The sequence below is a fragment of the Marinobacter aromaticivorans genome (assembly GCF_002806975.1).
GTDB lineage: Bacteria > Pseudomonadota > Gammaproteobacteria > Pseudomonadales > Oleiphilaceae > Marinobacter > Marinobacter aromaticivorans.
Window position 1 is genome coordinate 26,830 of sequence record NZ_NIHD01000003.1, and the last position, 26,730, is coordinate 53,559.

Genomic DNA, 26,730 nt, shown 5'->3' on the forward strand with positions numbered 1-26,730 from the left:
TGCAGGTTGCTGTTTATACCACCATGGGCGGCATGGGGCAGTCCAGCTGGTCTGCCACCAGCCGCATCAGCTCATACTCCCGCACCTCAATTACGCCATCATAAGTAATGCAATGCCCGCAGGCATCGATAATGGCGGGCTTCAGCAGGGGCGAAAGCCCGTTCAGCGTCTTCAGGGCCTCTTGCAGCTGCCGCATGGTGACCTTGGTCAGCATCGGGTAATCTGTCCCGTTGCTGGCAAAGCCTGCCATGGCCTGGTGATAGAGGCCCTCCGCTTCCTGGCTGTCGTGCGAGCCAGCTCGGGCCAGCAGGCTCAGGAGCCTCTGGATTGCGGGCATTACTGCCTTATAGCTCCGATGGCGCACAGGCACCACACGGCCTGAGTCCACTCCAAGGTGGCGGGAGAGAAAGCTGGTGAGCGCCAGTTCGAACAGGGTAACCCTGTTATCTGCATTGACCAGCGCTCTGACGTTACGAATCAATTGCGCGCGTTCGTGCGGGTCGAGCTTTCGCAATGCCGGCATAGCCAGCTCCAGCGCAGGGAAGCGCACAGCCGCACCAATGTTCTGTAGTGCCGGAATCAGCTTTGCCAGCAGGTCTGGCTGCGGGCCAAGCAATGAATGCGAGGGGACCAGGGTGAGGCGCTGTGCCTGCTCCTTCTCGCTGAGTTCGTCAATCAGCATGGCGTAACAGAGTTGTATGGCGCCGGCCCGGGTATACAGCAAGCCGCGGAAGGTTGACGGCAAGCGCTGCAATAATCTGATGGCAAAATCTTCGCCTTCCGGGCTGATGGTACCGACTCGTTCCGAGAGTTTTGGGGCCGCAGCAGTCTTTGGTGCCCGTGCGTTTGCGCCTGTTGCCGGCGCGTACCGGGCGGAAGCGGTGTGGCGGACGCTTGAAGAGCCACCGGCAAAACCTGAAGCTGCTGCCGCCTGCATCCCGTTGGTTGCAGAGCGCAGGTCAGCACCGGGTTCCGTATCCCGAAGGCGGCTTTTCAGCCGTGCCAGAAGCCCTGGCTGGATGGCATTGATGCGTTGCTCTACCGGCGGGTGGGAAGCGAGCAGTGAGGTGAATTTCATGCGGGCACTTTCACCGAAACACATGTGGTTCATGTCAGTGGCATGGCCAGTGGTATCCAGATAGCTGCCGCGCAGCCCGATTTTGAACAGGGCACCGCCAATGCCCTCCGGATTCCGGGTGAACTGCACGGATGATGCGTCGGCCAGGCTTTCCCGCTGGCGTGACACCGCGGCCTGGATCAGACGCCCGAAAAATACACCCACATAACCAATCACAAACAGGGCCACGCCGATAATTCCCATGGCAGCCTGGGCTCGACCATCGCGATTACGGGCTGTGGTTCGCCCGCTGCTGAAAAATGATGCGCGGAGCAGAAAGCCGCCAATCTGGCCAATCATAAGAATTCCGGAGAGCAATGCGATCAGGCGAACGTTCAGCCGCATGTCACCGTTGAAGATGTGGCTGAATTCGTGCCCTACAACACCCTGAAGTTCATCCCGGGTCAGTTGGGTAATGGAACCATGGGTCACTACCATAACGGCAGAACCTGGCGTGTAGCCGGCCACAAAAGCGTTTATGCCGGTTTCGCCATCCATTATGTAGAGTTCCGGCACGGGAACACCACTGGCAATGGCCATTTCCTCGACAATATTGCGCAGTTTGCGTTCGTCGGAGTCTCTGGTGTCCGGGTCTATGGGGCGCGCGCCCACCATTTTGGCAACCCGGCTGCCACCACCTGCCAGGTCAACCCAGCGTATGAGGGAGCCCAGGCAGATCAGGGTGACCACAGCGGATGCGGTGATCAATCCGTGGCTGGACAGCAGCCAGTGGTGAAAGGGCTGGCCGGAGGTTTCGCTGCGCGTCACGAAATAACCCACCAGGCACACAGCCAGGGTAATCAGAACCACGGCTGTGAGAAAAAGCAGTACCAGCAGGCCTGTATTGCGCCGGGCACTGGCCTGGCGCTGAAAAAAACCGGGATGAGCCATGATTCAGGGCCTCAGAAGGCCACTTTCGGCGCCTGGCGGGCCTCCGGGGTTTCAAGTTCCAACTGGGAGGTTTCCTTGAACGCAAACATGCCTGCAAGGATATTGTTGGGGAACTGTTCGCGGAAAATGTTGTAGCTCATTACGCCATCGTTATAAGCCTGGCGGGCAAAGGAAACGCGATTTTCTGTGCTGGAAAGCTCTTCCATCAGTTGCTGTATGGTTTCGTTGGCTTTCAGCTCAGGGTAGTTCTCCGCCACCGCATAGAAATTGGCGAGGGCCTTGGTGAGCAGGTTCTCAGCTCCACCAAGACGCTGGATTTTGGTGCCGTCTCCGGGATCTCTGGCAGCATCCTTCTGCGCGCTGACGGCGTTATTCCTGGCTTCCATAACCTGAGTGAGTGTTGATTTCTCGTGCACCAGATAGGCCTTGGCGGCTTCAACCAGATTGGGAATAAGATCGTGCCGGCGCTGCAGCTGCACATCTATCTGGGCAAATGCATTCTTGAACTGGTTGCGCAAAGAAACCAGGCGGTTGTAGATGAAAACCAGATAGATTGCCACCACGGCAATAACGATCAGGCCAATTATGGTAGTTCCCATGGCAACTCCTCACAGGTAGCGGGTTATGCGTTATTTTCAGTCACTTTCTGGTGAAATTCGTGTACAAATTTCTCAAAGTCAGCGGGGCGAAGGGGTTTGCTGAAAAAGTACCCCTGCGCCAGTTTGCAGCCACGCTGGCTCAGATAGTATTCCTGTTCGGCGGTTTCGACGCCTTCCGCAACCACCGTCAGATTTAGGCTTCGGCCCAGGTCTATAATGGTGTTGGCGATGCGGGTGTCTTCTTCGTTGATCAGCAGGTCCCGAATGAACTGTTTATCGATCTTCAGGTGCTGCACCGGCATCTTCTTCAGATAGGTAAGTGACGAATAGCCTGTGCCAAAGTCGTCCACCGCAATGCTGATACCCGCCCGGTTCAGGGAGTGCAGTTTGGCCACGGCATCAGCAAGATTGGTCATGAAACTGGTTTCCGTGACTTCCAGCTCCAGGCGGCCCGCAGGAATATCGTGGCGTCTCAGGGTGCCGAGAATGTCGTCCACAATCTGCTCCCGGCGCAACTGCACCGCAGACAGGTTGACGGCAATGCGCAGGGGTATCCCTATGTCGGCCCAGCGGCTGGCCTGCATGCATGCCTGATCCAGAACCCACTGGCCGATTTCCACTATGGAGCCATTGCTCTCAGCCACCGGAATGAAATAATCCGGTGGCACCAGGCCCCGAACAGGATGGTCCCAGCGGAGCAGGGCTTCCGCACCAATAATGCGTTTGGTTTCAAGATTTATCTGAGGCTGGTAAACAAGGTGGAGCTGGTTCAGTGACAAAGCCTGGGCCATGTCCTTCTCAAGCTGTTTGCGATCGCGGATTTCCTGGTCAATGCTGGCCACATAAAACTGGAAGTGGTCCCGGCCCTTCTGTTTCGCCAGCATCATGGTCTGTTCGGCACTTTGCAGGAGCCGATCGGGTTGTATGGCGTCGGCAGGGTAGAGGGCAATACCCAGGGTTGCGGTCATGGAGATGTTCTGGCCTTCCACGCCGATGGTGCCATTGACCTCCGCAAGAATGGCTTCGGCCGTGTCAGCGGCATGAAATCCGTCTTTCAGGCCTTTTTCGACAATAACAAACTGGTCGCCGCCAAGGCGGGCTATGGTGAAGCGCGAGCCGCTCAGGGTGTTTACAAGGCGGTCTGCGATGGTTTGCAGCGTCAGGTCACCAGCGCGGAAGCCGCACTGATCATTGATGGACTTGAAATCATCGAGGCCGCAGACAGTTACCGACAGCATTGTGTTATTGCGCTTGGACTCTTCGATATCCGCCTGCAACATGTCCATGAAACTGTCCCGGCTCAACAAACCGGTAAGCTGGTCGTAGCGGGCCAGCCGGCTTGCCTTGTCTTCAGCTTCGCGGTGGCGTTTCTGGCTTTCGCCAATGCCTGAAAGCAGGGTGTTGGTAGCACTCACCCAAAGCCCGAGTTCATCCTTTTCATGGCCGGCCGGCGTTGCAATCAGGCGGTCGTCCGGATGCGCCGGGTCTACCTGTTTTACCGAGTGCACAATGCGCAACAGCGGGCGGGTCAGCAGCAGATAAAAGACAAAAAACAGAACCATGCCCAGGATGACTGCCGTTGCCACTACGGACGCGAAAGTAATCATCACGCGCCCCAGCCACATGTGCGCGGCAGGTGCGGTGTCGTAATGAACGATTAAATGTCCGTATACGGTACCGGAATTGTTATTGTGCGCCAGATCAGTGCGGAACTGGCGCTCAGCTCCGAATATCCAGTCGGTCAAGGGGCGGAATACGCTATCGGCTGAAGGTCGCTCCCGGGTACTCAGGGGTTCACCGTCGGTATGGCGAATTTCAGCAAGGTGCACGGCTTCACGGGCAAACAGGCCATCCACCACCTGCCTGGCCAGATCGGCATCAATACTGAAAACAGCCTGGGTGGCTGCATCTTTAACCATGGCAATGGTCTGCCATGCCTGCTTGTCCAGGTCAGCGGATACACGGCGGGCGTCCAGCACTACCTGTATGACACTCACAATCACGCCGCTGATCAGAGCGACCGCGAGTATCCAGCGGAGTATGCGGTAGTCAAGGCGGTTTTCAACCTTAAAAGATTTCTGCATTCAACCCGTCTTAAGCCCGTTTATCAGGCATCTGTATTCTTGTGGCCGGTGAATGTCGGCAGCCTTGAGCAAACTGTGTCGACAGTTTCGATCATGGTTCAGGTTAACCATCACCGCTTCCAGTATCGGCGATTATTCCAAATACTTCAGTTTACTGGCGTTTCAATTTGTAATTGCAGTAAAAGGCTACACGAAAAACGCCCGCTTGCAGCGGGCGTCTTGAATTCAGCCGTTGATGACTGTATCCGGAAAGCCTGCCGGTTTTATCAGGCGAGGTTTTCGTTCACGAAATCCCAGTTAACCAGATTCCAGAAGGCTTCCAGGTAGTTCGGGCGGGAGTTGCGATAATCGATGTAGTACGCGTGCTCCCACACATCAACGGTCAGAACCGGCTTGTCAGCACCGGTAAGCGGTGTTTCCGCATTACTGGTGTTAACAATGGCAACGCTGCCGTCTGCCTTTTTAACCAGCCAGGTCCAGCCGGAGCCGAAGTTGTTGGCGGCTTTGTCGTTGAACTCTTTTTTGAAGTCTTCGAACGAACCGAAAGCTTTCTCGATGGCTTCTTTGGCCGCACCTGTGGGCTCGCCACCGCCGTTCGGGCTCAGGCAGTGCCAGTAGAAGGTGTGGTTCCAGACCTGGGCTGCGTTGTTGAACAGCGGGCCGCTGGCGCTCTTGATAATGTCTTCAAGCGACTTGTTGGCGTTGTCTGTACCTTCTACCAGGCCATTAAGCTTGGTCACATAGGTATTGTGGTGCTTGCCATAGTGGTATTCGAGGGTCTCAGCAGAGATATGTGGTTCCAGTGCGTTCTTTTCGTAAGGTAATGCCGGAAGTTCAAATGCCATGAGGTCGTTCTCCCTGGTTCTCTCGTTTGTGGTGAATGTCACCGCACTAATATAGGGTCGATTTGAGCGATATCAACCCCTCAGGCTGATTCAGCCTTTGCTTTTTCTGTTCAGCGAACTTATGAATTCCGGGCTGCCGGGAAGAAACTGTACACAGTTCCTGACCCGCCACACCAGTTCTTCATAGCTGTCTGCAAGAACGTTAACATGGCCAAGCTTGCGCCCTGGCCGCTCGCCTTTGTTGTAAAGGTGAACATGAGCGTAAGGCAGTTCCAGCAGGCGTTCAACTTCGCCGTGCTCACCGATGATGTTAATCATGCAGCTCAGGCCGCGGGGCTCAACACTGCCCAGCGGATGGCCGCTGACGGCCCGGATGTGGTTCTCGAACTGGCTGGTCATGGCGCCTTCGATGGTCCAGTGCCCGGAGTTATGCACCCGGGGGGCCATCTCGTTTGCCACCAATCCGTTGGCTGTTTCGAACAGCTCCAGTGTAAGTACACCTACGTACCCCAGTTCGTTCATCAGTTCTTTGATATAACGCTCTGCATCCTGCTGGGTGTGTTTTTCCAGTTTCGGGGCCGGGGCAATGGAATAACGCAGAATGCCCTCGTGGTGTACGTTTTCTGATATGGGGTAGAACGCCAGCTGGCCGTCTTCACCGCGTACCGCAACGATGGATACTTCGCGGCTGAATTCTACAAACTTTTCCACCATCAGCCGGGGGTGGCCGATGGCTTCCCAGGCCGCTTCTGCGTCTTCCGGGCTTCTGAGGACGGCCTGGCCTTTGCCGTCGTAGCCCTCGGTGTTGGACTTGGCAACCACCGGGCAACCCAGGTTTTCTGCTACGGCCCTCAGGGATCCGGCACTGTCGGCAATTTTCCACCGCGGGGTAGGAATTCCAAGCTCACCGAACAGTGTTTTTTCGGCTTCGCGGTTCTGGCAAACCTGCAGGGCGCGAGGGCAGGGGTGAACCGGTTTTTCTTGCGCCAGCTTTTCGGCTACCTCCACCGGGAGGTGTTCAAATTCGTAGGTGACTCGATCGACCCGGGACAGGAAGTCATCCAGGTATTTACCCTCGCGATCAACGATGACTTCACCCAGCCCGACGCTGGGGCTGCCGGACATGTCATAGAAAACAAAGGTTTTGGCCAGCGGATATCCGGCGAGGGCAAGCATTCTTCCCAGTTGGCCGGCGCCTAGTACACCAATTCTCATTTGTGTTCTCCTGCCGTTGTCGGGCATTGATCAAAGTTTGGGGGAGCGTGCGGGAAGGGCTTTCCAAAACTGTGCGGAGCCATGGATGGCGGAGCCAAGCGTACATGGATGTATTCACAGCGTGTTTTGGAAAGCCCTTCCCGCACGCTCCTGCACAAGAGTTGAGATTACTGCTCTTTCGGATCAGGATTATCCAGTATTGCTTGGGTCTGTGTCGCCCGGAATTCATCAACAGCTTTGCGCACGCTTGTATCAAAGGTGCCGATAATCTGGGCGGCCAGTAATCCGGCGTTGGTGGCTCCTGCGCTGCCGATTGCCAGGGTGCCAACGGCAATGCCACCAGGCATTTGTACAATGGAGAGCAGCGAATCAAGACCGTTGAGTGCTTTGGACTGTACGGGCACGCCCAGGACCGGCAAGGATGTCTGTGACGCAACCATGCCGGGTAAGTGAGCTGCGCCGCCGGCGCCTGCAATAATGACTTTCAGGCCGCGATCGGCGGCGGTTTTGGCGTAATCGAAAAGCAGGTCCGGGGTGCGGTGGGCCGAGACGACTTTCGCTTCATAGGCCACGCCGAGTTTTTCGAGCATGTTGGCGGCGTGTTCCATGGTGGGCCAGTCGGATTTGGAGCCCATGATAAGTCCTACAAGCGGCTGCATACGCAACTGTCCTGTGATAATTGGAAAGCCGGCCATTGTATGTTTTGGCTATCTGCCATGCAAGGAAGTGTTTGGGTGCAGGCCTCCTACCGTGCCCAAATCCCTGGCGTGGGAACGCAGGATTAATACCTTTTGGTTTCTTCATTTCAACCCTTTAGCAGGTGCATGTATTATCAGGGCCAGCTAAATGAATCGCCCATACCCAGGAGTTGCAATGGAACCCATCCGTCCAGATGACGACGAACTGAGAGCCGAACGGCCTACTGGTGCGCCGGAGCGCAAAGTGTCGGCTCAGAAAAAACCGAAATCGTCCGCCGAGGGTGCCGGCGGGAAGTCCAGGCCGCCGAAGCCGGCCAAGGGCAGTGGCAACGGGGGTGGCGGTGGCCGGTCTGGGCTGGCAGTTTTGTGGTTGTTGGTGATTGCGGTGGCCGTCGCTTCAGTGGCGGGGTGGTATTCCCAGAACCAGCGGATTCAGATGCTTGAAGGGCAGTTGGAGGAGGCGGATTACTGGGCGCGGCAAAGCAAGCTGGCGCTGGCGCGGTTTGAAGGGGATCTTTCGGAAACCGGGGAGAGTCTGCAGGAGCGCGGGGCCTCGCTTTCGGAAAAGCTGGCCGCCCAGAAGAAGCAGATTGATGAAGCAGAGAGCGAGATTCGCAAGCTGTGGGTTGTTGCAAATGAGCGTAACAAGAAGCGCCTGAACGATCAGCAAGAGCGGATTGCTGCGGCAGAACAGGGGCTTGCTGAGAGCAGGAAGGCGCTGGCGGATCTGGATTCCACTGTTGAGAAGGTTCGGGCGTCTTTGAGTGAGGACCTTGCGGCCTTGTCAAGGCAGATGGAGACGTCGGTTGCGGCCCTGGAAGACGCTAACCGGCAGGCCACCGATCAGTTGACGGTGCTGAGCAAACAACTGGCCGATGTGGACCAGGTTGTTGACAGGCGGGTGCGTCGTTTTGAGCAGGAGCAGAAACTCGGGATCAGCGGTATTGAAGGGCGGTTGTCTGCACTGGAAAAGAAGCTGGCAGGCGTGGCTGACAATGATGGCAACCAGGCGTTAAAAAATGAACTTGCCGCATTGAAGAGAAATGTTCAGGCGATTGATTCTTCCCGCGCTCAGTTAACGTCACGGCTTGTGCGCCTGTCGGAGGAGGTGAACCAGCTTCGCAGCCAGGTGTCTGGCCAGTAGCAGTTGCTGTGTGAGGCCGGAACGCGCGGCAGTGACACTGGTGCCGGGTTTGTAACGGTTTGTTATTCATCCCTTGCGGTAGCTCTCATTTATATCGTGTGGCAGTTGCTATGATCGGGCAACTCACAAAAGGATGAAGAGTGAACAAAAATGAAAACCCCAGTGTCTTTTTCTGAGCCGTCCAAACTGCGCTTGCTGTGTTTCCGTGTGATGTTAGCCGCATTGGTGCTGTTTGCATCCGGATGCACTTTCTACCAGTCCATTGGCAAAAGCACCGGGGCCTTCCTGCACCCGGTCTCCGGCCACGATTTCGTACACATTGATAACGACCAGTGGAACCGCAACAAGCATTCGGTTCTGTACTTCTATCGCACCCACTCCCAGTGGGCCGCCGACGAGATTGAGGCGCCCAGTGTTTATATTGACGACAATCACTATTTCAATATTCGTAACAACAGTTACACCTGGCTGGTGGTAAGCCCCGGAGAACGCCATATTGCCATGCGCCGGCCTTTGCTTGGCCTGGAGGGGGTGAACTCGTTCAGCCTCAGCCTGATTGCTGATGCCACGCTCAATGTTGAGGCCGGGCGAATTTATTATCTGCGGTACAATGAGCTGACTGAGCCCACACAGGTGCACCCCGATCTGGATCCGGAACACCCGCTTGCCCGGGGTGACCTGCAACTGGTTACCCGGGAATACGCCATGCAGGGGCAGGAGATAGTATCAACGCGCTTTCTGAACAGTGATCTGCTGGCGCCAAATCATGCAGCAGTCTCTATTGTAGAGGTCAACGAGGATGTGGATTACGAACGGCGCATGGTTCTCCTGAAACAGGAGCGCCGGCTGGAAATGGAAAGGCTTGAGAGGGAAGGTCGTTATGACCCTCCATCCTGGTACTGGCCTTTTGGTGGTGACCCCTCGGTGCCGCTTGAGACGGACCGGAAAATTGAGCTGTTGGAGCAGGAGTATGCAGCGCTGGAGGCGGAACGGGAGCGTCGCGAAGCAGCGGAATCGGACGGTTGGTGGTTTTTTTAGACTTTCCCGAAAAAGATTTGACACCGCCGGGTAAATGCTTAAAATGCGCCTCTCACTTGGTTGAGCATTGAAGTTTGTTCGCAGGCTCAGTTAACCTCAGCGCAAGTGAACGGCTTTGAAATGCTGAAGTGGGTGGTTAGCTCAGCTGGGAGAGCATCGCCCTTACAAGGCGAGGGTCACTGGTTCGATCCCAGTACCACCCACCACTTACTTTCAAGGCACACATCGAGTTCTTGCATTCGATGTGCGACTCAGGCTCAATGCCGGGTTGATGCGGAGCGGTAGTTCAGTTGGTTAGAATACCGGCCTGTCACGCCGGGGGTCGCGGGTTCGAGTCCCGTCCGCTCCGCCACTATTTTCTGATTTATTCCCGGGTGGTTAGCTCAGCTGGGAGAGCATCGCCCTTACAAGGCGAGGGTCACTGGTTCGATCCCAGTACCACCCACCAGATTCTGAAAGGGCAAGTCCGCAGGACTTGCCCTTTTTTCTTATTTCCCGATCAGCGACTGACCACACACCCGCACAACGTTCCCGTTTACGCCGCCGGATGCCGGGCTGCAATACCAGGCAATGGTTTCTGCAACGTCTACTGGCTGGCCACCCTGAGAAAGGCTGTTCATGCGCCGCCCGGCTTCGCGCAAGGTTACGGGCATGGCAGCAGTCATCCGTGTTTCAATAAAGCCGGGCGCTACTGCGTTAATGGTAACGCCGTTCTTCACCTGTTTTGCCATGGCCTCGACATAACCGATTACGCCGGATTTCGCGGCAGAATAGTTTGTTTGCCCGAAGTTGCCCGCGATGCCGCTAATGGACGAAATGCATACAATGCGCCCGTTTTCGTTGAGCAGTTCCCGCGTCATGAGTTCATCGTTAATGTGCTCTTCTGCGGCCAGGTTCACAGCGATGGTCATATCCCAGAAATGCTCGGGCATATTGCCCAGGGTTTTGTCGCGGGTAATGCCGGCGTTGTGAATGACCAGGTCGACGCCGCCAAAATGCTTCTCTATATAGTCCGCTATCTTCTTTGGGGCGTCTGCCGCCGTAATATCGCAGGCCAGGGCTTTGCCCTTGATGGCGCTGGTTACCTTTTCCAGTTCTTCCATGGCCGGCTCAATATCCAACCCGATCACTGTAGCGCCATCCCGGGAGAGGGTTTCGGCAATGGATGCACCAATGCCCCGTGATGCGCCTGTCACCAGCGCGACTTTCCCCGTGAGTGGCGCAACGGGATTGGTTGTCGGGGCGCTGGTGCTCTTGCCGATACGCACAACCTGGCCGGATACATACGCCGAACGGGCGGAGAGGAAAAAGCGCAGGCTGGATTCCAGTTGCTTCTCCGCGTTGGGTGCCATCCAGAGCAGGTTCGCGGTTGTGCCCTTCTTGCCAACTTCTTTGCCTATACTCCGTGTAAAGCCTTCCAGGGCTTGTTGGGCTGCTGCCTGGGCTACCTTGCGGCAGGTGGCAGGATCCTGGCCTATAATCACCACGCGGGCATTTGTGCCTAGTTTTTTGATGGTAGGGTGAAAGAAATCGTACAGAGTGCGAAGATCGTCCGGGCCTTTCAGACCGGTGGCATCGAATACCAGGGCGGAAAACTTTTTGTCTGTTTCGGCGGCCAGATCCAGTGCCTCCGCTTTGTTGCCTGCTTTTGATGAGTCCTCCAGTGTGCTCTTGCCGCTGGCATGATGAAGTGTGGCAGCGCTGGCACCGAGAACTCCGCCAATTGTGGCAATAGCCTTGCCGCCGTTACCTGCGCCCACCAGAACATCACCCTCAATAAAAGGCTGGTCCGCGCGCTTGAGTCGCTTAAGGGGAACCGGTGAGGGCAATCCCAGAGTTTGTGCGGCGGTTTTGCCCACCGGGGTGTTTACAAGTTTCAGGTAGATGTCTGACATGACTTCGTCCTTGCGTTGCGATGATGGGTGGATCATGTTGGTTGCCAGAATAAAGAATCCGTGCGCTATGTGATTGACTCAATGCCTGCGGGGCTTTGTCATGGCTGCCAATGAGGCTGCGGCAGTTGGCGCTAGACTGGATTCGTAACCGCTTATCTAAGTGCAAGGGCATGAATGAACTGACCCCCGTACCTTGGAACTATTAACGAAAGGATATCATCATGGCACAGGCTCAGAAATCCAACCAGAAGAAACCGGCAGCAACGAAAATGCCAGACAAGAACGCTGGCGGGATTCGTCGTGTTGCCGTCATTGGCGGCAATCGGGTTCCCTTTGCACGCTCGAATACAGCGTACAGCAAGGTCAGTAACCAGGAACTTCTGACCTCCGCCCTGCGCGGACTTGTGGACCGTTACGGACTGCAAGGCAAACGCCTGGGTGAAGTGGTTGCCGGCGCGGTCATCAAGCATTCGCGGGATTTCAACCTGACCCGGGAAGCCGCGCTGAGCTGCGGGCTGGCGCCGGAAACGCCGGCCTACGACATTCAGCAGGCGTGTGGAACGGGCCTGGAGGCGGCCATTCTGGTGGCTAACAAGATCGCTCTGGGCCAGATTGACTGTGGCATTGCCGGTGGCACCGACACAACCTCGGATGCCCCAATCGGAGTGGGCGAAGGGCTGCGGGAAATCCTGCTGGATCTGAACCGGGCCAAATCCACTGGCGAGCGTCTGAAAATTCTCAGTAGTTTCCGCCCGGGCCATCTGAAACCGGAAATACCGCAGAATGGTGAGCCTCGCACCGGTATGTCCATGGGCGAGCATGCACAGGTAACCGCCCATGAGTGGTCCATCCCGCGAGATGAGCAGGATCTGCTGGCATGGGAAAGTCACCAGAAGCTGATGAAAGCCTATGAAGAGGGCTTTTTCAGCGATTTAATGACACCGCTTGCCGGTCTTGAAAAAGACAACATCCTGCGACCGGATACAACGCTGGAAAAGCTGGCAACCTTGAAGCCGGTTTTTGATCGCGAGAAGGGCACCCTGACCGCCGCCAACAGCACTGCGTTGACCGATGGTGCCTCCTGCGTGCTTCTGGCCAGCGAAGAATGGGCCAAAGCCAATAATTTTGAGGTAAAAGCCTGGCTGACTTTCTCGGAAGTCGCCGCAGTGGATTTTGTGGACAAAAAAGAGGGTCTGCTGATGGCCCCGGCATACGCTGTGCCGCGCCTGCTTGATAAAGCCGGTCTTACGCTGCAGGATTTCGATTTCTATGAAATCCACGAAGCCTTTGCAGCCCAGGTGCTTTCAACACTCAAAGCCTGGGAAGATCCGGCATTCTGCAAGGACAAGCTGGGTCTGGACAAACCTCTGGGCAGCATTGATCGCGACAGGTTGAACGTGAAAGGCAGCAGCCTGGCAACGGGGCATCCCTTTGCAGCCACAGGCGGGCGTATAGTTGCCACGCTTGCAAAGCTGCTGGAAGAAAAGGGCAGTGGCCGAGGCCTGATTTCAATCTGTGCCGCCGGGGGCCAGGGCGTAACGGCAATTCTGGAGCGATAAGTTGCGGGAAAGCCGGAGCGGTTTCACGCAGGTTCGGTTTGGCGCCGAGGCCTGCGTGCTACCTCATAACCTGCATGATTCGTATGGATGATGCCGCTACGGGCGCCGGTGGTCACAATTGGTTGCATGCTCATGAATTCACTGCCGGCACCCAGCATGCAACTGCTGCCGGCCCGGGCAATTTCATGGTCTGTCACACCCTCTCGTATTACTGCTGCAGCGGCGTCCAGGCCCGCGCCGAAGTGCCTGATGTGCGTTGCACCTGCCTGGCCAGATCGCGGCCCACAGCCTCGGGGGCTTGCCACGGATAGCCGATAACCTCGTCCGCCCGGGTCAGATACACGGCGAACCGAGGCCAGCCTTGCCTCGTATTCACCGGGCTCGAATGCCAGTACAGGATCCGGGAATTGCTGCTGAAGTTTGTCCCGGTAGCTACGGTAATCCATGACTCTGTCGCTCTCGGTTCCGGAAACGGATTATCATTAAGCCTTGATTGAGGCCCGGCTTGCAAGCGTACGGGTTTTAAATGCGGCTTCTTTCTACCCACCATTCACCGCAACCAGATTGTGGTTCATAAGCAGGCCGGTATTACTTCGTTATTCGTTGAAATGATTAAGGTCAATTTGATTAGATCGATTTTGAATATATTTAATATCCACATAAAACAGTGGGTTGGCCTTAATATCGAATTTATCGATTTATTTCTCCTGACTATTTTATTTTGTCGTTGGATTTTTGATTCCTAGAGTGCGGGCAGGTTTCACCAGGTTTGGCTGGAAACCGGTAATTTATTTATAGCTCACACGGATCATCCAACATGACGACAGATCTGAACTCATCGCCGCTTTCGGCGGGTCAACAGGCCCGCCTGGCAGAGCTTCTTGACGGGATAAGCGAAGGGCAGCTTTTCTGGCTGGCGGGCTTTCTGGCCGGCAAGTGTTCAGGTGGTTCCGGGAGAGCGAGCGCCAATACGGTTGCTGCCGCAATCACCCCTGTATCTGCAGCTCCGGAACTGACTGTTTTATTCGGCTCGCAAACCGGCAACGCAGAAGAGCTTGCTCAACAACTGGCGGCCCGGGCTGCGGATAAAGGCGTATCCGCCAAGGTTGTGGATATGGCGGATTACAAGCACAGGCAGCTGAAGAAAGAGCAGTATCTTGCAGTGCTGGCCTCTACCCAAGGCGAGGGCGATCCACCTGACAATGCGCTGGATTTTCACGAGTTCCTGCATGGCAAAAAAGCGCCCAGGCTGGAAGGGCTCAGATACAGCGTGTTGTCGCTGGGGGATTCCAGTTACGAGCATTTCTGCAAAACCGGACAGGATTTCGACAGCAAGCTTGCGGCTTTGGGCGCAACCGCCCTGGCCGAGCGAGTGGATTGCGATGTGGATTATGAAGACCTGGCCGAGGACTGGATCAACCGGGTGCTGGAGACCATTGCCAGCGAGGCAGGCGCCAGCCAGCCCGCGGCTGTCAACCCGTTAGCGGCAGAGCAGGCTCCGGTCTCGGCTCATAGCCGCAAGCATCCATACCCGGCGGTTATCCTCACCAACCAATTGCTCAGCGGCCGCGGTTCCGACAAGGAAGTACGGCATATTGAGCTATCCCTGGAAGACTCGGGGCTGGTCTATAAACCTGGCGATGCAGTGGGTGTGTTCCCGGAAAACAATCCGGCCCTGGTTAATGAGCTACTGAGTACACTGGATTTTGATGGCGAGCAGACAGTCTCTGCAGTTGAACGCGAGGTTTCGTTGCGAGAAGCTCTGGCTTTTTACCGCGAGATTACCCTGCTGACGCCACCGCTGATGAAGCACTGGGCAGACCTGGCGGCTGACGATGCCCTCAAGGCTCTGGTGGCAGACAGCGGCGAGCTCAGGGCCTGGATGGAAGGGCGCGACCTTCTGGATCTGATCAAGGCCTGGCCCATCCCCAGATTGGCACCCCAGGAACTGGTGAACCTGCTGCGCAAACTGCCCCCAAGACTCTATTCCATCAGTTCCAGCCAGGCTGCTGTGGACGACGAAGTGCACATTACGGTTGCAGCCGTGCGCTATGCCAGCCATGGCCGGGATCGCGAGGGTGTGGCGTCTGCCTGGCTCTCGGACCGCATGAGCGAAGGGGATCAGGTACGGATCTATATCGACCCCAACAAGAAATTTGCCCTGCCGGATGACAGCAAACCGGTGATCATGATTGGCCCGGGTACCGGCGTGGCACCCTTCCGTGCCTTCCTGCAGGAACGGGAAGAGCGGGAGGCGGAAGGCGAGAACTGGTTATTTTTCGGTGATCGCCGGTTCCGCAGTGATTTCCTTTACCAGTCGGAGTGGCTCAAGTGGCGTCGCGATGGCCTGCTTACACGGCTGGATGTGGCTTTCTCACGGGATCAGGCCGAAAAGCGCTATGTGCAGCATTGCCTTAAGGAGAACAGCGCCGAGGTATGGGCCTGGCTGCAGCGGGGCGCCAGCCTGTATGTGTGTGGCGATGCCGACAGAATGGCGCCGGATGTTCACCAGGCCCTGCTGGAGATTGCCAGTGAGCAGGGTGGGCTGAATCCGGAACAGGCGGAAGAGTTCCTGCGCCAGTTAAACCGGGATAAACGTTACCAGCGGGATGTGTACTGATGAGTGAACAACTGCCTGAAGCCGAAGTTATCAAGCGCGAGAGCAATTACCTGCGCGGAACCATTCTGGAAGGGCTGGCGGACCGCACCACCGGCGCCCTGCCGGAAGATGATACCAAGCTGACCAAATTCCACGGTTCTTACCAGCAGGATCACCGGGACGTGCGGGATGAGCGCCGGCGCCAGAAGCTGGAGCCCTTGTACCAGTTTATGGTGCGTCTGCGTTTGCCGGGCGGCGTGCTGACCGCAGGCCAGTGGCTGGGGCTGGATAAAATCGCCGACGAGTGTGCGGATTCCACGCTGCGCCTGACCACGCGCCAGACGTTCCAGTTCCACGGCGTGTTCAAGGAGCAGATGCAGCCTTTCATGCAGAAAATTAATGCGCTGGGTCTGGATAGCCGCGGCGCCTGTGGTGATGTGAACCGCAATGTGATCAGCAACGTGAACCCTCACCAGTCGCAACTGCAAGGGGAGATTCATGAGCTGTCGCTGGCTATCAGCGAGCGTTTGCGCTGGCGCTCGGCGGCCTATGCCGAGATCTGGCTGGGGGAGGAGTGTGTTCAGAAACTGGGCGAGGAAGAGGAGCCGTTTTACGGGTACAAATACCTGCCCCGCAAGTTCAAGATTGCGCTGGCCATTCCACCGAAAAACGACTGCGATGTGTTTGCCAACGATATCGGCCTGATTGCCATTGTGGAAGATAGCCAGGTACGTGGCTTTAATGTGGTGGTTGGTGGCGGCATGGGGCTGACCTATGGCGACCCGGCCACCTATCCGCGCCTGGCCACCATGGCAGGCTATGTTCCGAAAGAGCAGATCGTGGATGCCTGCGAAGCCATCTGTGCCATTCAGCGGGATTTTGGTGACCGTACCAATCGCGCCCACGCCCGCTTCAAATACACCATTGATGACCATGGCATGGACTGGTTCCGGGAACGCTTTGCAGAATACCACGGGCAGGCCTTTGAAAAGCCGCGCTCATTCAGCCTGAGCCACAACGGCGACCGGTTCGGCTGGGTGGAAGGTGAGGATGGCAATCAGCATCTGACGCTGCTTATCCCCACAGGCCGGGTGGCGGATACGGAAAACGGACTGTTGCGAACGGCACTGCGTAAAATCGCGGAAATTCACGACGGCAGCTTTCGTATTACCTGTAATCAGAACCTGCTTGTCGCTAATGTATCGCCGGAGAAGAAGTCGGCGGTGGACGCCATCGTAGAGGAATACAAGCTGGATGCCGGCAATCGCAGTTCGCCCTTGCGCCAGAATTCCATGGCCTGTGTTGCTCTGCCAACCTGTGGCCTGGCCATGGCAGAAGCCGAACGCTTCCTGCCGGAGTTTGTCACCCGCGTGGAGCAGGCCATGGCGGAAGAAGGGCTGGAGCCGGAGGCCATCAATCTGCGTATTACCGGCTGCCCCAACGGCTGTGCCCGCCCGTACCTGGGTGAGATTGCGCTGACCGGTAAAGCGCCTGGCAAGTATAATCTCTACCTGGGCGCGGATTTTTCGGGCCAGCGCATGAACAGGCTGTACCGGGAGAACATTGATACAGACACAATCCTGAGCGAGCTGCGGCCGCTGTTCCGGACCTACCAGCAGCAACGTGAGGTTAACGAGCGTTTTGGTGATTTTCTGGTCAGAATTGGTATCGTAGAACAGGAACGCACACCGACTATGTTGCACCAGCCGGTGAAATAAACCGGGCCGTGCACAAGGAGCATTATGAACGATGCTGAAGCCAAAGAGTGGGAACGCCTTGCTTTTGTGGCGGGGCGGGACGGCGTGCCTGCTGCCCTGGCGTTTGCGCAGCAGGGTTTCCGGCAATACACCGCAGCTATTCGCGAGGCGGACTCTGGCGGGAATCAGTACGGTGCTGCCTATCGGGATAGCCTGGAAGCTTCGCTTGCCGTTTATCAGTCTTACATTTCAGATAACGAATAAACCTTAAACGGCTAAAGCGAAACCCTCTGAATAGCGCGGCCAGGGCACGGCTGCATTATTCAGAGGGCGGGCTCCATTCGTGTGATACAACCTGATTCTGCCCCCGTTGAGCCTCAGAACTGAAACCGTGGGAACAGAATATTCCGCTCCAGGTAGATCTGTTCCGACAAGCTGAAATCAAGGCTTTTCAGTTCGTTGTACAGCCTGCGCCAGGAACGACAGGCAGTTTCCGGGGCTTTATAGTGATTGGTTAACTCTCTCAGGCCGCGAAGTTGTGATTTGATCGCATCGTGTTCTTCGTTCATCTGGCCTATGGGGGTATCCGGCATGGGTGGCTTATCGTGCTCCATGCGGGAGAGTACATAGGCTTCTTCACGTTTAACGTGATCGGTCAGAGTTTGCTCGAGTTGCTTTACCGCACGAGTAATGCCCTGGGGTACGTCCGGGCTGGCCCGATGCACGGCCTCGATTTTTCTGGCCAGCCGGTGCAGCGCTGGCAGTTGTTCAAGGTTAGCGGCGTCATACTCGGTGTGCAGGAGTTCCAGTAACGTGTCTGTTTCCATCTCCTCCAGCGGTTTGTGCTCCATACACACATCGAAAAGCTGCCGGCACAGGGTTTTCCCGGGTACACCTGCTTGCGCTGCAGCTTCCTGCACGGTTTTGTCGCGGTCAGTGTTCATATTAAGGCTATAGGTCTGAAACACTGTGAAGGTTTCAGGGCACTGTTTGATCATGCCGCCAACGGTGGTTTCGTTGCAGTTTCCAAGAATGCTCTGGTATCTCATGGCTCACCTCCTGTCTTCTGTTAAATAGTATAATAGATGAATGTTTAAGGATTGCAATGAGAATGATAGCCATTACCGGGATTTTTTTGTTACCTCAGAATCCGGTCGGAACCTGAAAGCCAGCGAGGCCGGCATCTTCCAGCAAGCGCGCAAAACCAATGGTGGTCAGGTCCATTCCCGGTGCTCCGATGACCTGCACGTTGAACGGAAGGCCTTCCCGGGTCCGCCCGACGGGCACGGAGGTGGCCGGTAAACCAAGCAGCGTGGCCAAGGCAATCCAGCAGAACTGATCCATGTAGGCACGGGGTTGCCCGGCTACCATAATGCGACGCTTGAACACGGGGTGCGAATGGTCGTGCCGGATTGCGGCTGTGGGCGTTATGGGCGTCAGCAGTACGTCCACATCCTGGAACAGGGTTTCTATTTCGGCCCGCATTTTCTCTCGCGCTTCGCTCATGGCCATCCACAGATAAGCCGGCTGATTGGCGCCGCGCCCGTACTCGCCGATAAAGGGCGTCATGGGGCCAAAGAAGGCGAGCCATTTTTCCAGCCTGGCAATCCATTTCAGCTGGCGCCTCTGGGCCGGCCTGAGGGATGTGCTCAGCAGGCTACCCAGCAAGTTGAAGTAAACAGGCAGCGTGTGTTCAAGGCTTAAAAGTGGGTGGCTGGCATTGGCGACAAGAGCGCCCTGATCGGCAAGTTGTTTGCCCAGTTCCCGATAACCGTCGGTCAGCTCTTTTTCCACCGGGCACAGAGGGTCTTCCAGCCATAGCCCGACTCGCGCCTGTTTCAGGGTGTCCAGGCGTGAGGGTGCCATGTCCAGTTGCCAGCATCGGCTATCAACCGGCCTGGGCCCGGCAATAACCTTTAACAAAAGCTCCAGATCTTTCGCGCTGCGGGCCAGGGGGCCGCCTTCCGCCAGATCCGGTTGCGATTGGGTGCCGGGGGGGCCAGGGATGTGCCCGCGAAAGGACACCAGCGTTCGTGATGGTTTGTGCCCGAATACCCCGCAGAAATGCGCGGGAATACGAATGGAGCCGGCCAGATCACTGCCTACCTCCAGCGGTGTCATGCCTGCCGCGAGCGCCGCTGCTGCGCCTCCGGATGAGCCACCCGGAGTGTGATCCGGATTATGGGGGTTGTTGGTTACGCCAAACAGTTTGTTATAGCTTTGCAGGTCGGTGGCATACACCGGTACGTTGGTTTTGCCCAGGATAATGGCGCCAGCGTCTTCAAGGCGCTGCACCACGTCTGCATGGCGCTCGGGTTTGTGGTCACTGAGCGCACTGGCTCCGGCAGTGCAGGTCATTCCGGCCACTTCCCAGGTGTCTTTCAGAGTCAGGGGCAGGCCGTGCAAGGGGCCGGTTTGCAGGCCGGAAGTGCGCTCCCGGTCGGCCTGGCGGGCCTGCTCCAGTGCCCGGGATTCGTCCAGCGTAACTACGGCGTTTATTTTCGGGTTGTGCTCGCGGATCCGTGCGAGCAGGCCGGTAACCAGTTCTTCACTTGTGAGAGTGCCCGCTTGCAGTTGCTTCAGCAGCGCATGGGCTGGTTGGTAGTGCAGTTCTTCCATTGTGCATCTCTGTGGTTTGATTCTTGTTGTATCTGGCCAATGCCGGGGTTGGACAATGCCCTCAGGGAAGCTGCTCCCGCCAGCGCTTTACTTTCACCTGGCCTTTTATAGCGTCGATTATTTCTATAATCAGCGCGATCAGTGCTTCGTTCCTCGCCTCTGTGCTGTCGGGCTTGTCTGGCCCCCGAATAAAGACATTTACTATGTCCTCTATAAAGGCGTGGTTCGATGAAGAGGCCAGATCTTCCAGAATCTGCTGAATCACATTTGCCACAATGTCGCCCACCGCATTCTCGAGGGTTTGCTGAATGGTTGACCCCACAACAGGCAGGTATTTCAGTCTCGACAGCTCCTGGTTCTGTTTCAGTGCATGATCAACCCTGTCCTCAAGATACCCTTTCAGTGCCGCGCGATTGGGTACATAGCCTTCCTTGGCTGCTTCTGCCACCCGTTGCGAGATCCAGTCGGACAGCATCTCCCGCCGCGGGTACAGGATATCGTGCTGGATTTTCTCAAACAGCGGAGAGCCAAGTTTTATCTCGTGCTGAACACCGCTGAGTACTTTCGCCACGATTCGATCCGACAGTTCTTCCATGAACGCTTCGTAGTAGAAATTGAGGAAGCGGTAGATTCCGGTATCGGTAATATCAATGATCTTGTACTGGTGCAGGCGATACATAATGGAAATAACCCGCAGAATCCGCAGAAACCGCAAGCTTCCTATGGGTATGCAGCCAACCAGATCATACCAGTGGATAAAAGGGTAAAAGTACCAGCGGTCGTACACATTGGCCCTGATTGCATAGCCCCAGCGCACAAAAAATTCGGTCAGGAAAACAGTCACAAACATGACATCGTAGAAAATGAAGTTTTCATGTATCGGATGGTAGGCCGCCTGGAGGGCTGGAAGACTTTCTTTCAGGGCGTTCTGGATGGCAATAAAGTTATAGATGGAATCCCAGATGATGAAGGCAAGGTTGATGATGAGCAGGCCCAGCATAAGAAAGTCGATAATAAACCATGTAAGCTGGTGGCTGGATTTCAGGTTGTCGCGGTTTATTTTCAGCATTCACTGGTGCCCGTGCTCTATGGTGTAATAATGCTTGAAGTTTTCCGACAGGTTAGCGTATTTGACCCGGGCCGGCGACTTGTCGCGAGCGCCTTCATTATTCCCATCACGACCAACACTGAAACAGCCGGATGCTATCACTTGATCATATTATGAAACCGGGCCGGATCTGGCTGCTGAGCCTGCTGCTTTCGCTATGGCTACCCCCGGCGTTTGCGCAGCAGGTTGAGGTTCGCGTAAAGGGTGACTACCCCGGGCTGCAGGAAAACGCGGAAGCGTTTGTTGGCGAGGTGGAGGGCAGGAGCGCCAATAACCTGCGCCGTTACGCAGCAACTGCGGTCAACCAGGCCAGCAAGGCATTGCGCGCGCTTGGCTACTACAGCCCGGTTGTGGACTGGCAGGTTAAGGAAGATGATCCGGAAAAACCCGCCCGGCTTATTCTTGATATTACGCCTGGTGATCCGGTGCGAATCAAATCCCGGGTAGTTGAAATCCGTGGCGCTGCGGCGTCGGATTCGCGTTTTACGGATAATCTGCCCAAGCGTCCCGCCGAAGGCGATATTCTGAATCATGGCGAATATACCAGCCTGCGTAACACTCTTCAGACCCGGGCCCGGCGCAGGGGTTACTTTGACGGGCGCTTCGTTACCCGCACCCTCAAAGTTGATCCGGAAGCGCTGACGGCTGATATTATATTGGTGTTTGAGAGCGGCGACCGGTACCGGCTGGGAGAAGTCACGTTTGAGGAAGGGCACTGGTTCGAGCGCGATCTGCTCCACGATTTCGTGACATTCGAACCGGGCATTCCCTATCACGCAGACGAAATAGCCAAACTCAACAACGATTTGCTGGGCAGCGGTTATTTTTCCGGCGTGGACATTGATGCTGTGCCCTCAAGTGCTGAAAACGGTGTCATTCCCGTACGCATAGCCCTGACCCGGCGTGAGCGCCGCTCATTGGCCACTGGCCTCGGTTTTTCCACGGACGTGGGGCCGCGGTTCCGTGGCACCTGGCGTGAGCACTGGGTCAACCCCATGGGCCACAGACGCGGGGCAGAAACCGAGATTTCCGGGCCCCGGCAGAACATCAGTGGCTGGTATGAACTGCCGCTGGATCCCCCCATGACAGATCTGATCCGGTTTACAACGGGCTATCAGCGGGAGGACATTGAAAATGTGGAGTCTGAACTGCTGACACTCGGGCAGCAGTGGCAACACCAGTTGGACAATGGCTGGCTACAGGTATTGTCCATACGCTGGGAAGGGGAGCGGTTCAATATCGGAAATGATGAGACCGGAACAAGCTCACTGCTTCTGCCGGGCGTGGGTTATTCCAAGCTTCACGCAGACTCGCCGCTGGACCCTTCCCGCGGGTACAGGCTGCAGCTGGATGTAAGCGGCGCGCACCGGGCCGTGCTTTCCAAAGTCGATATCCTGCACGTCAACGCCATTGCCAAAGGCCTGTTTACGCTCGCCGGAAAGCACCGCTTTTTGTCCCGTTTACAGTTCGGCGGCGTAGCGACCAACCGGTTTGAAGATGTCCCCCCTTCGCTGCGTTTCTTTGCAGGTGGCGACCAGAGTGTGCGTGGCTATGGCTATCAGACCCTGTCACCGGAGAATGATAATGGGGTTCCGGTTGGCGGACGTTACACGCTGGTAGGCAGTGCGGAATACCAGTATCAATTTGCTGAAAAATGGCGTGCAGCTCTGTTTGTTGACCATGGTAATGCCATTAATGACCTGTTTGACCCCCTGGCGACCGGAGCCGGTGTGGGTATTCGCTGGATCAGCCCGCTGGGGCCGCTCCGCCTGGATATTGCCAAGGGCCTGAACCCGGAATTTGGCGGCGAGTGGCGGATTCACTTTTCAATGGGGCCGGAGCTGTGACAGACGCGCGCAATGGCGGTGAAAATACAGGAAATCCAGAGCAACCTCAGGCCCGGAAAACCGGTCGCCTGAGGTTCTGGATTCTGCTGTTTCTCGGCCTGCTGGTTCTGCTGCCGGTTGTTCTGGTGTCTGCGGTTTTGCTGGCATTGCGCTCGGAGACAGGCACAGCCTGGGTTATCGACCAGATACCCGGGCTTGAAGCGGTGAATGACCAGGGCTCGCTGTTCGGAACCTGGCAGGCGGACCGCCTTCAGTGGCGTGGTTACGGGGTTGAGGTGGCGGTGGAATCGCCCCTTGTTGACTGGTCTCCCTCCTGTTTGTTTGACCTGCAACTGTGCCTGGATACCCTGCATCTGCAGCAGATCAGGGTCAATATCCAGCCTTCTGCCGAGGGACAGGGTGCGCCGGGGGGTATCAGCCTGCCGGGCATAGAGCTACCGCTGGGGCTGCGTGTAAATGATGTGCGGCTGGGCAGGTTCACCTTCAATGGCAGCAAGGTATGGGACAGGTTTGAGCTGGATGCCACCGGCTCGGGAGCCGACTGGAAGCTGGAGCGGGTTTATTACCAGCTCGATGATTATACCCTGGTGGCATCCGGCCGCGTGGAAACCCGTCGGGACTGGCCGGTCAATCTTGAACTGAACGCTTCTCTGCCGCCACCCTACGGCGATAGCTGGAGTATAGACCTGACCCTCTCCGGCAGCGTGCGGAATCTGGCTCTTGCGGGGCAGAGCCGCGGTTATCTCGAGGCGGCACTGGAAGGCAAGGTGCAGCCGCTGGCATCGGACCTGCCCGCACGCCTGAAGCTGACCTCGGAAACATTCCGGGCTACTGAAGCCCTGCCGGAAACCCTGGTGCTGGAAAACTGGTTTGTGGAAGCCGCAGGCAGCCTGCAGAACGGATTCAAAACACAGGGGCAGGCCACACTTCCCGGCACCGAAGGGCCGGTCAGTCTTGCACTTTCAGGCCTTGTAACCACCGCTGAAGCCCGGAATATCCGGCTGGAGCTTTCCACAAGAAACAACGCTGACAGTGCACCTGAAAATCTGATCGTTACCGGGGGCACGCAATGGCAGGGCGGTCTCAGCGCCGAAGCGAAGATACAGCTGCGACAGTTCCCCTGGTACTCGCTGGTTCCCGGGCTGGATGAACCTCCGGTTGCATTGCATACACTGGATGGCGATGCCTCCTGGCGCAATGGGCGTTATCAGGCGACTCTCAGTGCGGAAGTTGACGGCCCCCAGGGCAGCGCACAAGTGGCGACGACAATCGAAGGTGACACCAGCGAAGTGCGTTTGACCGAGCTCTCTGCGAAAACCGGTGCCGGATTGCTTTCCGGAGATGGCACGGTGAATTTCTCGGGGCCTGTAAGCTGGCAGGCGGCTCTGGAACTTGAGGGTTTCAACCCCGGCTATTGGGTGCCGGTTCTGGAGGCGAGTCTCAGTGGTAGCGTCGCTACCCAGGGGAAACTCACCGACGGGCCGGTTCCGGCCATGACCGCCAGCTGGAATCTTGAGGGGCGATGGCGATCCAGCCCAACGGTCATCTCGGGCCGGATGGATACCGCAACCGGTGACTGGGTTGTGCCGGAGTTGCAAGTGGTGGTGGGCGATAACCGGCTCCAAGGTAGTGGCCAGTGGGGCAAGGAGCTGAAGGCTGATTTACACCTTGAACTGCCTGCCCCCGAGAAGATTCTGCCGGGCCTCGGAGGCAAAGCAGAACTCCGGCTGAAGCTTGCCGGAACACCTGATGACCCGCGCGGGGAACTGACCGCCAATGCCACTGAACTGCGCTGGCAGGATTTGCTGGTTGTGGACTCGCTTGGTCTGGATGCCCGGCTGACCTCCGGTTTCCGCCTTGACAGTGAGCTGCGAAACAAAGGCATCAGCGTTGCCGGGCAGACGATTGAATCGCTTGTGATCAGCGCCCGGGGCACCAAGGATGAGCACCTGATTGCCATGGATGCGCGCCACGAAGACGCACGGATACAGCTGGATTTCCGGGGTGCAGCGGGCGAGGCCTGGGCCAGTTGGAAGGGGGCGCTGGCTCGCGGGGTAATTGATGTGCCCGGGCAAGACCAAAGCTGGGTGCTGGACCGGGTTACCGGGCTCACCTATGACGAAACCGGCAAGCTCAGCTTTGCGGCACACTGCTGGCACTGGCAGCAAAGCTCGGTTTGCGCCGACGAACAGACACTGCTGCCCGTGCCCAGTATTGCCTACCGTATCGAAAACTTTCCCGCTGCGGCTCTGGCACCGGTTTTGCCGGAAACCCTGCGATGGGATTCCCGCATTAATGGCGAAGTTGATTTTACCTCCACTGACAAGGGGCCGGATGGCCGCATAATGCTTGATGCCGGCACGGGCCGCTTTGAACTTCTGCTGGACGGCGAGTGGGAGACCCTGGGTTACGAGACCCTGCGTGCGGAGCTGGACCTGAAGCCTGAAGTGGCGGATCTTGCGGTGCAATTGTCCGGCCCCCAGCTTGGAAAGCTCTCTGTGAATATGAACCTGGACCCCATGGCTGAGGGGCGACCGGTGGACGGTGAATTTACACTGGAAGGCCTCGATATTGCCCTGGCCGGTCTGTTTACCGGGCTGGAAGAAGTCGCCGGTGAAGTCAACGGGCAGGGTACAATCAGCGGGCCTTTGATGAAACCTGCGGTGCGGGGTGAAGTGGCGCTTACCAACGGGCGGGTGGTGGATCCCCGGTTGCCCCTGCCCATGGAGGAAGTGGTGGTGGGCCTGGAACTCAATGGCTATTCTGCGGACATTCGCGGTCGGATCAAAAGCAATGCCCGTAGCGAAGCCATCATTCGGGGTGAGGTGGACTGGCAGGATGCGCCCGGTGGCGAGGTTCGTATTACCGGTGAAAGGTTGCCCTTCAGCCTCGAGCCCTATGCGCATCTTGAAGTGGCACCGGACCTGACCATTGCCTTTCGGGAAGGTGCGCTGAGTGTGGAAGGCAGAATTGAAGTTCCCCGGGGTGATATAGAAATTGAGGGCTTGCCGGAGCAGGCGGTATCAGTATCCGAGGATGAGGTGATTATCGGGGTAGAACAGGAAGAGCCGCTGATCCGGAGCCTGGATATGGATGTCACTGTGGTCGTGGGTGAAGACCGTGTCAGCTTTGTGGCTTTTGGTGTTACCGGTGATCTGGAAGGATCCTTGCGGATTGGCAACGACATGGACACCCGCGGCACTCTGCAGTTGGTGAATGGCCAGTACGAGGCCTACGGCCAGGAGCTTGAATTACGGCGCGCGCGGTTGCTGTTCGTTGGCAGCCTGGTGCAGCCCTATCTGGATATTGAAGCAGTCCGGCAGGTGGATACGGTTGTGGCGGGGATTCGTCTGAGCGGGCCGGTTCAGTCACCCACCACCGAAGTTTTTTCAAGCCCCGATATGCCCCAGGCAGACGCTTTATCCTACGTAATCCTGGGCCGGGCGCCCCGGGGCCAGAGTGATGACGGCCAGATGAGCCGCGCTGCCATATCACTGGGGCTGACCCAGGTGAATAAGGTGACCGGGCAGATCGGGGAGGGCTTTGGGATTCGCGAACTTACCCTGGAAGCCGAGGGCAGTGGCGACCAGACCTCGGTGGTTGCCAGTGGTTATCTGACGGATGACCTCAGTATCCGCTATGGCGTCGGGATATTCGAGCCTATCAGTACTGTGGCGCTTCGCTATGATCTGGGCAAGTACTTCTATCTGGAAGCTGCCAGCGGCCTGGCAGCTTCTCTGGATATTTTCTATACCCGCGACTTCTGATACCAGTC

19 protein-coding genes and 3 tRNA genes are annotated in these 26,730 nt (G+C 56.9%); 11 read left to right on the forward strand and 11 right to left on the reverse strand.

Annotation, left to right across the window (positions count from 1 at the left end):
* Positions 1-13 precede the first annotated feature (13 nt).
* The 6 genes from CDH48_RS05290 to purE form a co-directional block, all read right to left on the reverse strand.
* On the reverse strand, positions 14-2,008 hold the full coding sequence (locus CDH48_RS05290) for a M48 family metallopeptidase (RefSeq protein WP_100687704.1): 1,995 nt from the start codon (positions 2,006-2,008) through the stop codon (positions 14-16).
* Between the two features lie 11 nt (positions 2,009-2,019).
* The gene (locus CDH48_RS05295) at positions 2,020-2,607 is read right to left on the reverse strand and encodes a LemA family protein (RefSeq protein ID WP_100687705.1); all 588 of its coding nucleotides are present in this window, start codon (positions 2,605-2,607) and stop codon (positions 2,020-2,022) included.
* A 23-nt stretch (positions 2,608-2,630) separates the two neighbouring features.
* Complete coding sequence (locus CDH48_RS05300) at positions 2,631-4,691, reverse strand: putative bifunctional diguanylate cyclase/phosphodiesterase (RefSeq protein ID WP_100687706.1); 2,061 nt, start codon at positions 4,689-4,691, stop codon at positions 2,631-2,633.
* A gap of 266 nt (positions 4,692-4,957) precedes the next feature.
* Positions 4,958-5,536, reverse strand: a complete 579-nt coding sequence (gene sodB, locus CDH48_RS05305) for a superoxide dismutase [Fe] (protein WP_100687707.1) — start codon at positions 5,534-5,536, stop codon at positions 4,958-4,960.
* 90 nt (positions 5,537-5,626) lie between these two features.
* Positions 5,627-6,751, reverse strand: a complete 1,125-nt coding sequence (locus CDH48_RS05310) for a 5-(carboxyamino)imidazole ribonucleotide synthase (RefSeq protein WP_100687708.1) — start codon at positions 6,749-6,751, stop codon at positions 5,627-5,629.
* 167 nt (positions 6,752-6,918) lie between these two features.
* Positions 6,919-7,410, reverse strand: coding sequence for a 5-(carboxyamino)imidazole ribonucleotide mutase (gene purE, locus CDH48_RS05315; RefSeq protein WP_100687709.1), 492 nt, complete (start codon positions 7,408-7,410; stop codon positions 6,919-6,921).
* Positions 7,411-7,624: 214 nt separating this feature from the next.
* Between purE and CDH48_RS05320 the strand changes: the two genes are divergently transcribed.
* The 5 genes from CDH48_RS05320 (at position 7,625) to CDH48_RS05340 (ending at position 10,079) form a co-directional block, all read left to right on the forward strand.
* Positions 7,625-8,593 (forward strand): hypothetical protein, encoded by a 969-nt coding sequence (locus CDH48_RS05320; RefSeq protein WP_100687710.1) that lies wholly within the window; start codon positions 7,625-7,627, stop codon positions 8,591-8,593.
* Between the two features lie 150 nt (positions 8,594-8,743).
* Entirely contained in the window at positions 8,744-9,631 is an 888-nt protein-coding gene (locus CDH48_RS05325) for a DUF2846 domain-containing protein (RefSeq protein ID WP_100687711.1), read from the forward strand.
* A 130-nt stretch (positions 9,632-9,761) separates the two neighbouring features.
* Positions 9,762-9,837: transfer RNA gene (locus CDH48_RS05330), tRNA-Val, on the forward strand.
* A 69-nt stretch (positions 9,838-9,906) separates the two neighbouring features.
* Positions 9,907-9,983 (forward strand) — tRNA-Asp (locus tag CDH48_RS05335).
* Positions 9,984-10,003: 20 nt separating this feature from the next.
* Positions 10,004-10,079: transfer RNA gene (locus CDH48_RS05340), tRNA-Val, on the forward strand.
* A gap of 40 nt (positions 10,080-10,119) precedes the next feature.
* Here CDH48_RS05340 and CDH48_RS05345 read toward each other — a convergent pair.
* Positions 10,120-11,526 carry a 3-oxoacyl-ACP reductase gene (locus CDH48_RS05345; protein WP_100687712.1) on the reverse strand — a complete coding sequence of 469 codons (1,407 nt, stop codon included), beginning with the start codon at positions 11,524-11,526 and terminating at the stop codon, positions 10,120-10,122.
* A gap of 221 nt (positions 11,527-11,747) precedes the next feature.
* Here CDH48_RS05345 and CDH48_RS05350 point away from each other — a divergent pair, with 221 nt between their 5' ends.
* Entirely contained in the window at positions 11,748-13,085 is a 1,338-nt protein-coding gene (locus CDH48_RS05350; RefSeq protein ID WP_100687713.1) for an acetyl-CoA C-acetyltransferase, read from the forward strand.
* Positions 13,086-13,108: 23 nt separating this feature from the next.
* Here the strand turns inward: CDH48_RS05350 and CDH48_RS05355 are convergent, their stop codons facing one another.
* Complete coding sequence (locus CDH48_RS05355) at positions 13,109-13,531, reverse strand: M24 family metallopeptidase (RefSeq protein ID WP_227520959.1); 423 nt, start codon at positions 13,529-13,531, stop codon at positions 13,109-13,111.
* A 371-nt stretch (positions 13,532-13,902) separates the two neighbouring features.
* Between CDH48_RS05355 and CDH48_RS05360 the strand changes: the two genes are divergently transcribed.
* Genes CDH48_RS05360 through CDH48_RS05370 form a run of 3 tightly spaced genes read left to right on the forward strand, consistent with a single transcriptional unit; the run spans position 13,903 to position 17,645 of the window.
* Positions 13,903-15,705 (forward strand): assimilatory sulfite reductase (NADPH) flavoprotein subunit, encoded by a 1,803-nt coding sequence (locus tag CDH48_RS05360; protein ID WP_100687714.1) that lies wholly within the window; start codon positions 13,903-13,905, stop codon positions 15,703-15,705.
* Positions 15,705-17,402, forward strand: coding sequence for an NADPH-dependent assimilatory sulfite reductase hemoprotein subunit (locus CDH48_RS05365; RefSeq protein ID WP_100687715.1), 1,698 nt, complete (start codon positions 15,705-15,707; stop codon positions 17,400-17,402). Before CDH48_RS05360 ends, CDH48_RS05365 begins: the two co-directional genes overlap by 1 nt.
* Positions 17,403-17,426: 24 nt before the next feature.
* Entirely contained in the window at positions 17,427-17,645 is a 219-nt protein-coding gene (locus CDH48_RS05370) for a hypothetical protein (RefSeq protein WP_100687716.1), read from the forward strand.
* 113 nt (positions 17,646-17,758) lie between these two features.
* Here the strand turns inward: CDH48_RS05370 and CDH48_RS05375 are convergent, their stop codons facing one another.
* The 3 genes from CDH48_RS05375 to CDH48_RS05385 all read right to left on the reverse strand — a co-directional run bounded on the left by CDH48_RS05375 (position 17,759) and on the right by CDH48_RS05385 (position 21,069).
* The gene (locus CDH48_RS05375; RefSeq protein ID WP_100687717.1) at positions 17,759-18,430 is read right to left on the reverse strand and encodes a hemerythrin domain-containing protein; all 672 of its coding nucleotides are present in this window, start codon (positions 18,428-18,430) and stop codon (positions 17,759-17,761) included.
* A 94-nt stretch (positions 18,431-18,524) separates the two neighbouring features.
* The gene (locus CDH48_RS05380; RefSeq protein ID WP_100687718.1) at positions 18,525-20,000 is read right to left on the reverse strand and encodes an amidase; all 1,476 of its coding nucleotides are present in this window, start codon (positions 19,998-20,000) and stop codon (positions 18,525-18,527) included.
* A gap of 61 nt (positions 20,001-20,061) precedes the next feature.
* Positions 20,062-21,069 carry a hypothetical protein gene (locus tag CDH48_RS05385; protein WP_100687719.1) on the reverse strand — a complete coding sequence of 336 codons (1,008 nt, stop codon included), beginning with the start codon at positions 21,067-21,069 and terminating at the stop codon, positions 20,062-20,064.
* 152 nt (positions 21,070-21,221) lie between these two features.
* Here CDH48_RS05385 and CDH48_RS05390 point away from each other — a divergent pair, with 152 nt between their 5' ends.
* Both CDH48_RS05390 and CDH48_RS05395 read left to right on the forward strand, forming a co-directional pair.
* The gene (locus CDH48_RS05390) at positions 21,222-22,955 is read left to right on the forward strand and encodes an autotransporter assembly complex protein TamA (RefSeq protein WP_100688082.1); all 1,734 of its coding nucleotides are present in this window, start codon (positions 21,222-21,224) and stop codon (positions 22,953-22,955) included.
* Positions 22,919-26,722 (forward strand): translocation/assembly module TamB domain-containing protein, encoded by a 3,804-nt coding sequence (locus tag CDH48_RS05395; RefSeq protein ID WP_227520960.1) that lies wholly within the window; start codon positions 22,919-22,921, stop codon positions 26,720-26,722. Before CDH48_RS05390 ends, CDH48_RS05395 begins: the two co-directional genes overlap by 37 nt.
* The last annotated feature ends 8 nt before the right edge of the window (positions 26,723-26,730 follow it).

Excerpts from the sequence above, each read along its gene's own strand:
- sodB (WP_100687707.1), bottom strand. The coding sequence starts at position 5,536 with ATGGCATTTGAACTTCCGGCATTACCTTACGAAAAGAACGCACTGGAA.
- CDH48_RS05325 (WP_100687711.1), top strand. The coding sequence starts at position 8,744 with ATGAAAACCCCAGTGTCTTTTTCTGAGCCGTCCAAACTGCGCTTGCTG.
- CDH48_RS05290 (WP_100687704.1), bottom strand. The coding sequence starts at position 2,008 with ATGGCTCATCCCGGTTTTTTTCAGCGCCAGGCCAGTGCCCGGCGCAAT.
- CDH48_RS05300 (WP_100687706.1), bottom strand. The coding sequence starts at position 4,691 with ATGCAGAAATCTTTTAAGGTTGAAAACCGCCTTGACTACCGCATACTC.
- CDH48_RS05390 (WP_100688082.1), top strand. The coding sequence starts at position 21,222 with ATGAAACCGGGCCGGATCTGGCTGCTGAGCCTGCTGCTTTCGCTATGG.
- CDH48_RS05320 (WP_100687710.1), top strand. The coding sequence starts at position 7,625 with ATGGAACCCATCCGTCCAGATGACGACGAACTGAGAGCCGAACGGCCT.
- CDH48_RS05365 (WP_100687715.1), top strand. The coding sequence starts at position 15,705 with ATGAGTGAACAACTGCCTGAAGCCGAAGTTATCAAGCGCGAGAGCAAT.
- CDH48_RS05295 (WP_100687705.1), bottom strand. The coding sequence starts at position 2,607 with ATGGGAACTACCATAATTGGCCTGATCGTTATTGCCGTGGTGGCAATC.
- CDH48_RS05380 (WP_100687718.1), bottom strand. The coding sequence starts at position 20,000 with ATGGAAGAACTGCACTACCAACCAGCCCATGCGCTGCTGAAGCAACTG.
- CDH48_RS05370 (WP_100687716.1), top strand. The coding sequence starts at position 17,427 with ATGAACGATGCTGAAGCCAAAGAGTGGGAACGCCTTGCTTTTGTGGCG.
- CDH48_RS05375 (WP_100687717.1), bottom strand. The coding sequence starts at position 18,430 with ATGAGATACCAGAGCATTCTTGGAAACTGCAACGAAACCACCGTTGGC.
- CDH48_RS05345 (WP_100687712.1), bottom strand. The coding sequence starts at position 11,526 with ATGTCAGACATCTACCTGAAACTTGTAAACACCCCGGTGGGCAAAACC.
- purE (WP_100687709.1), bottom strand. The coding sequence starts at position 7,410 with ATGCAGCCGCTTGTAGGACTTATCATGGGCTCCAAATCCGACTGGCCC.
- CDH48_RS05355 (WP_227520959.1), bottom strand. The coding sequence starts at position 13,531 with ATGGATTACCGTAGCTACCGGGACAAACTTCAGCAGCAATTCCCGGAT.
- CDH48_RS05360 (WP_100687714.1), top strand. The coding sequence starts at position 13,903 with ATGACGACAGATCTGAACTCATCGCCGCTTTCGGCGGGTCAACAGGCC.
- CDH48_RS05385 (WP_100687719.1), bottom strand. The coding sequence starts at position 21,069 with ATGCTGAAAATAAACCGCGACAACCTGAAATCCAGCCACCAGCTTACA.
- CDH48_RS05350 (WP_100687713.1), top strand. The coding sequence starts at position 11,748 with ATGGCACAGGCTCAGAAATCCAACCAGAAGAAACCGGCAGCAACGAAA.
- CDH48_RS05310 (WP_100687708.1), bottom strand. The coding sequence starts at position 6,751 with ATGAGAATTGGTGTACTAGGCGCCGGCCAACTGGGAAGAATGCTTGCC.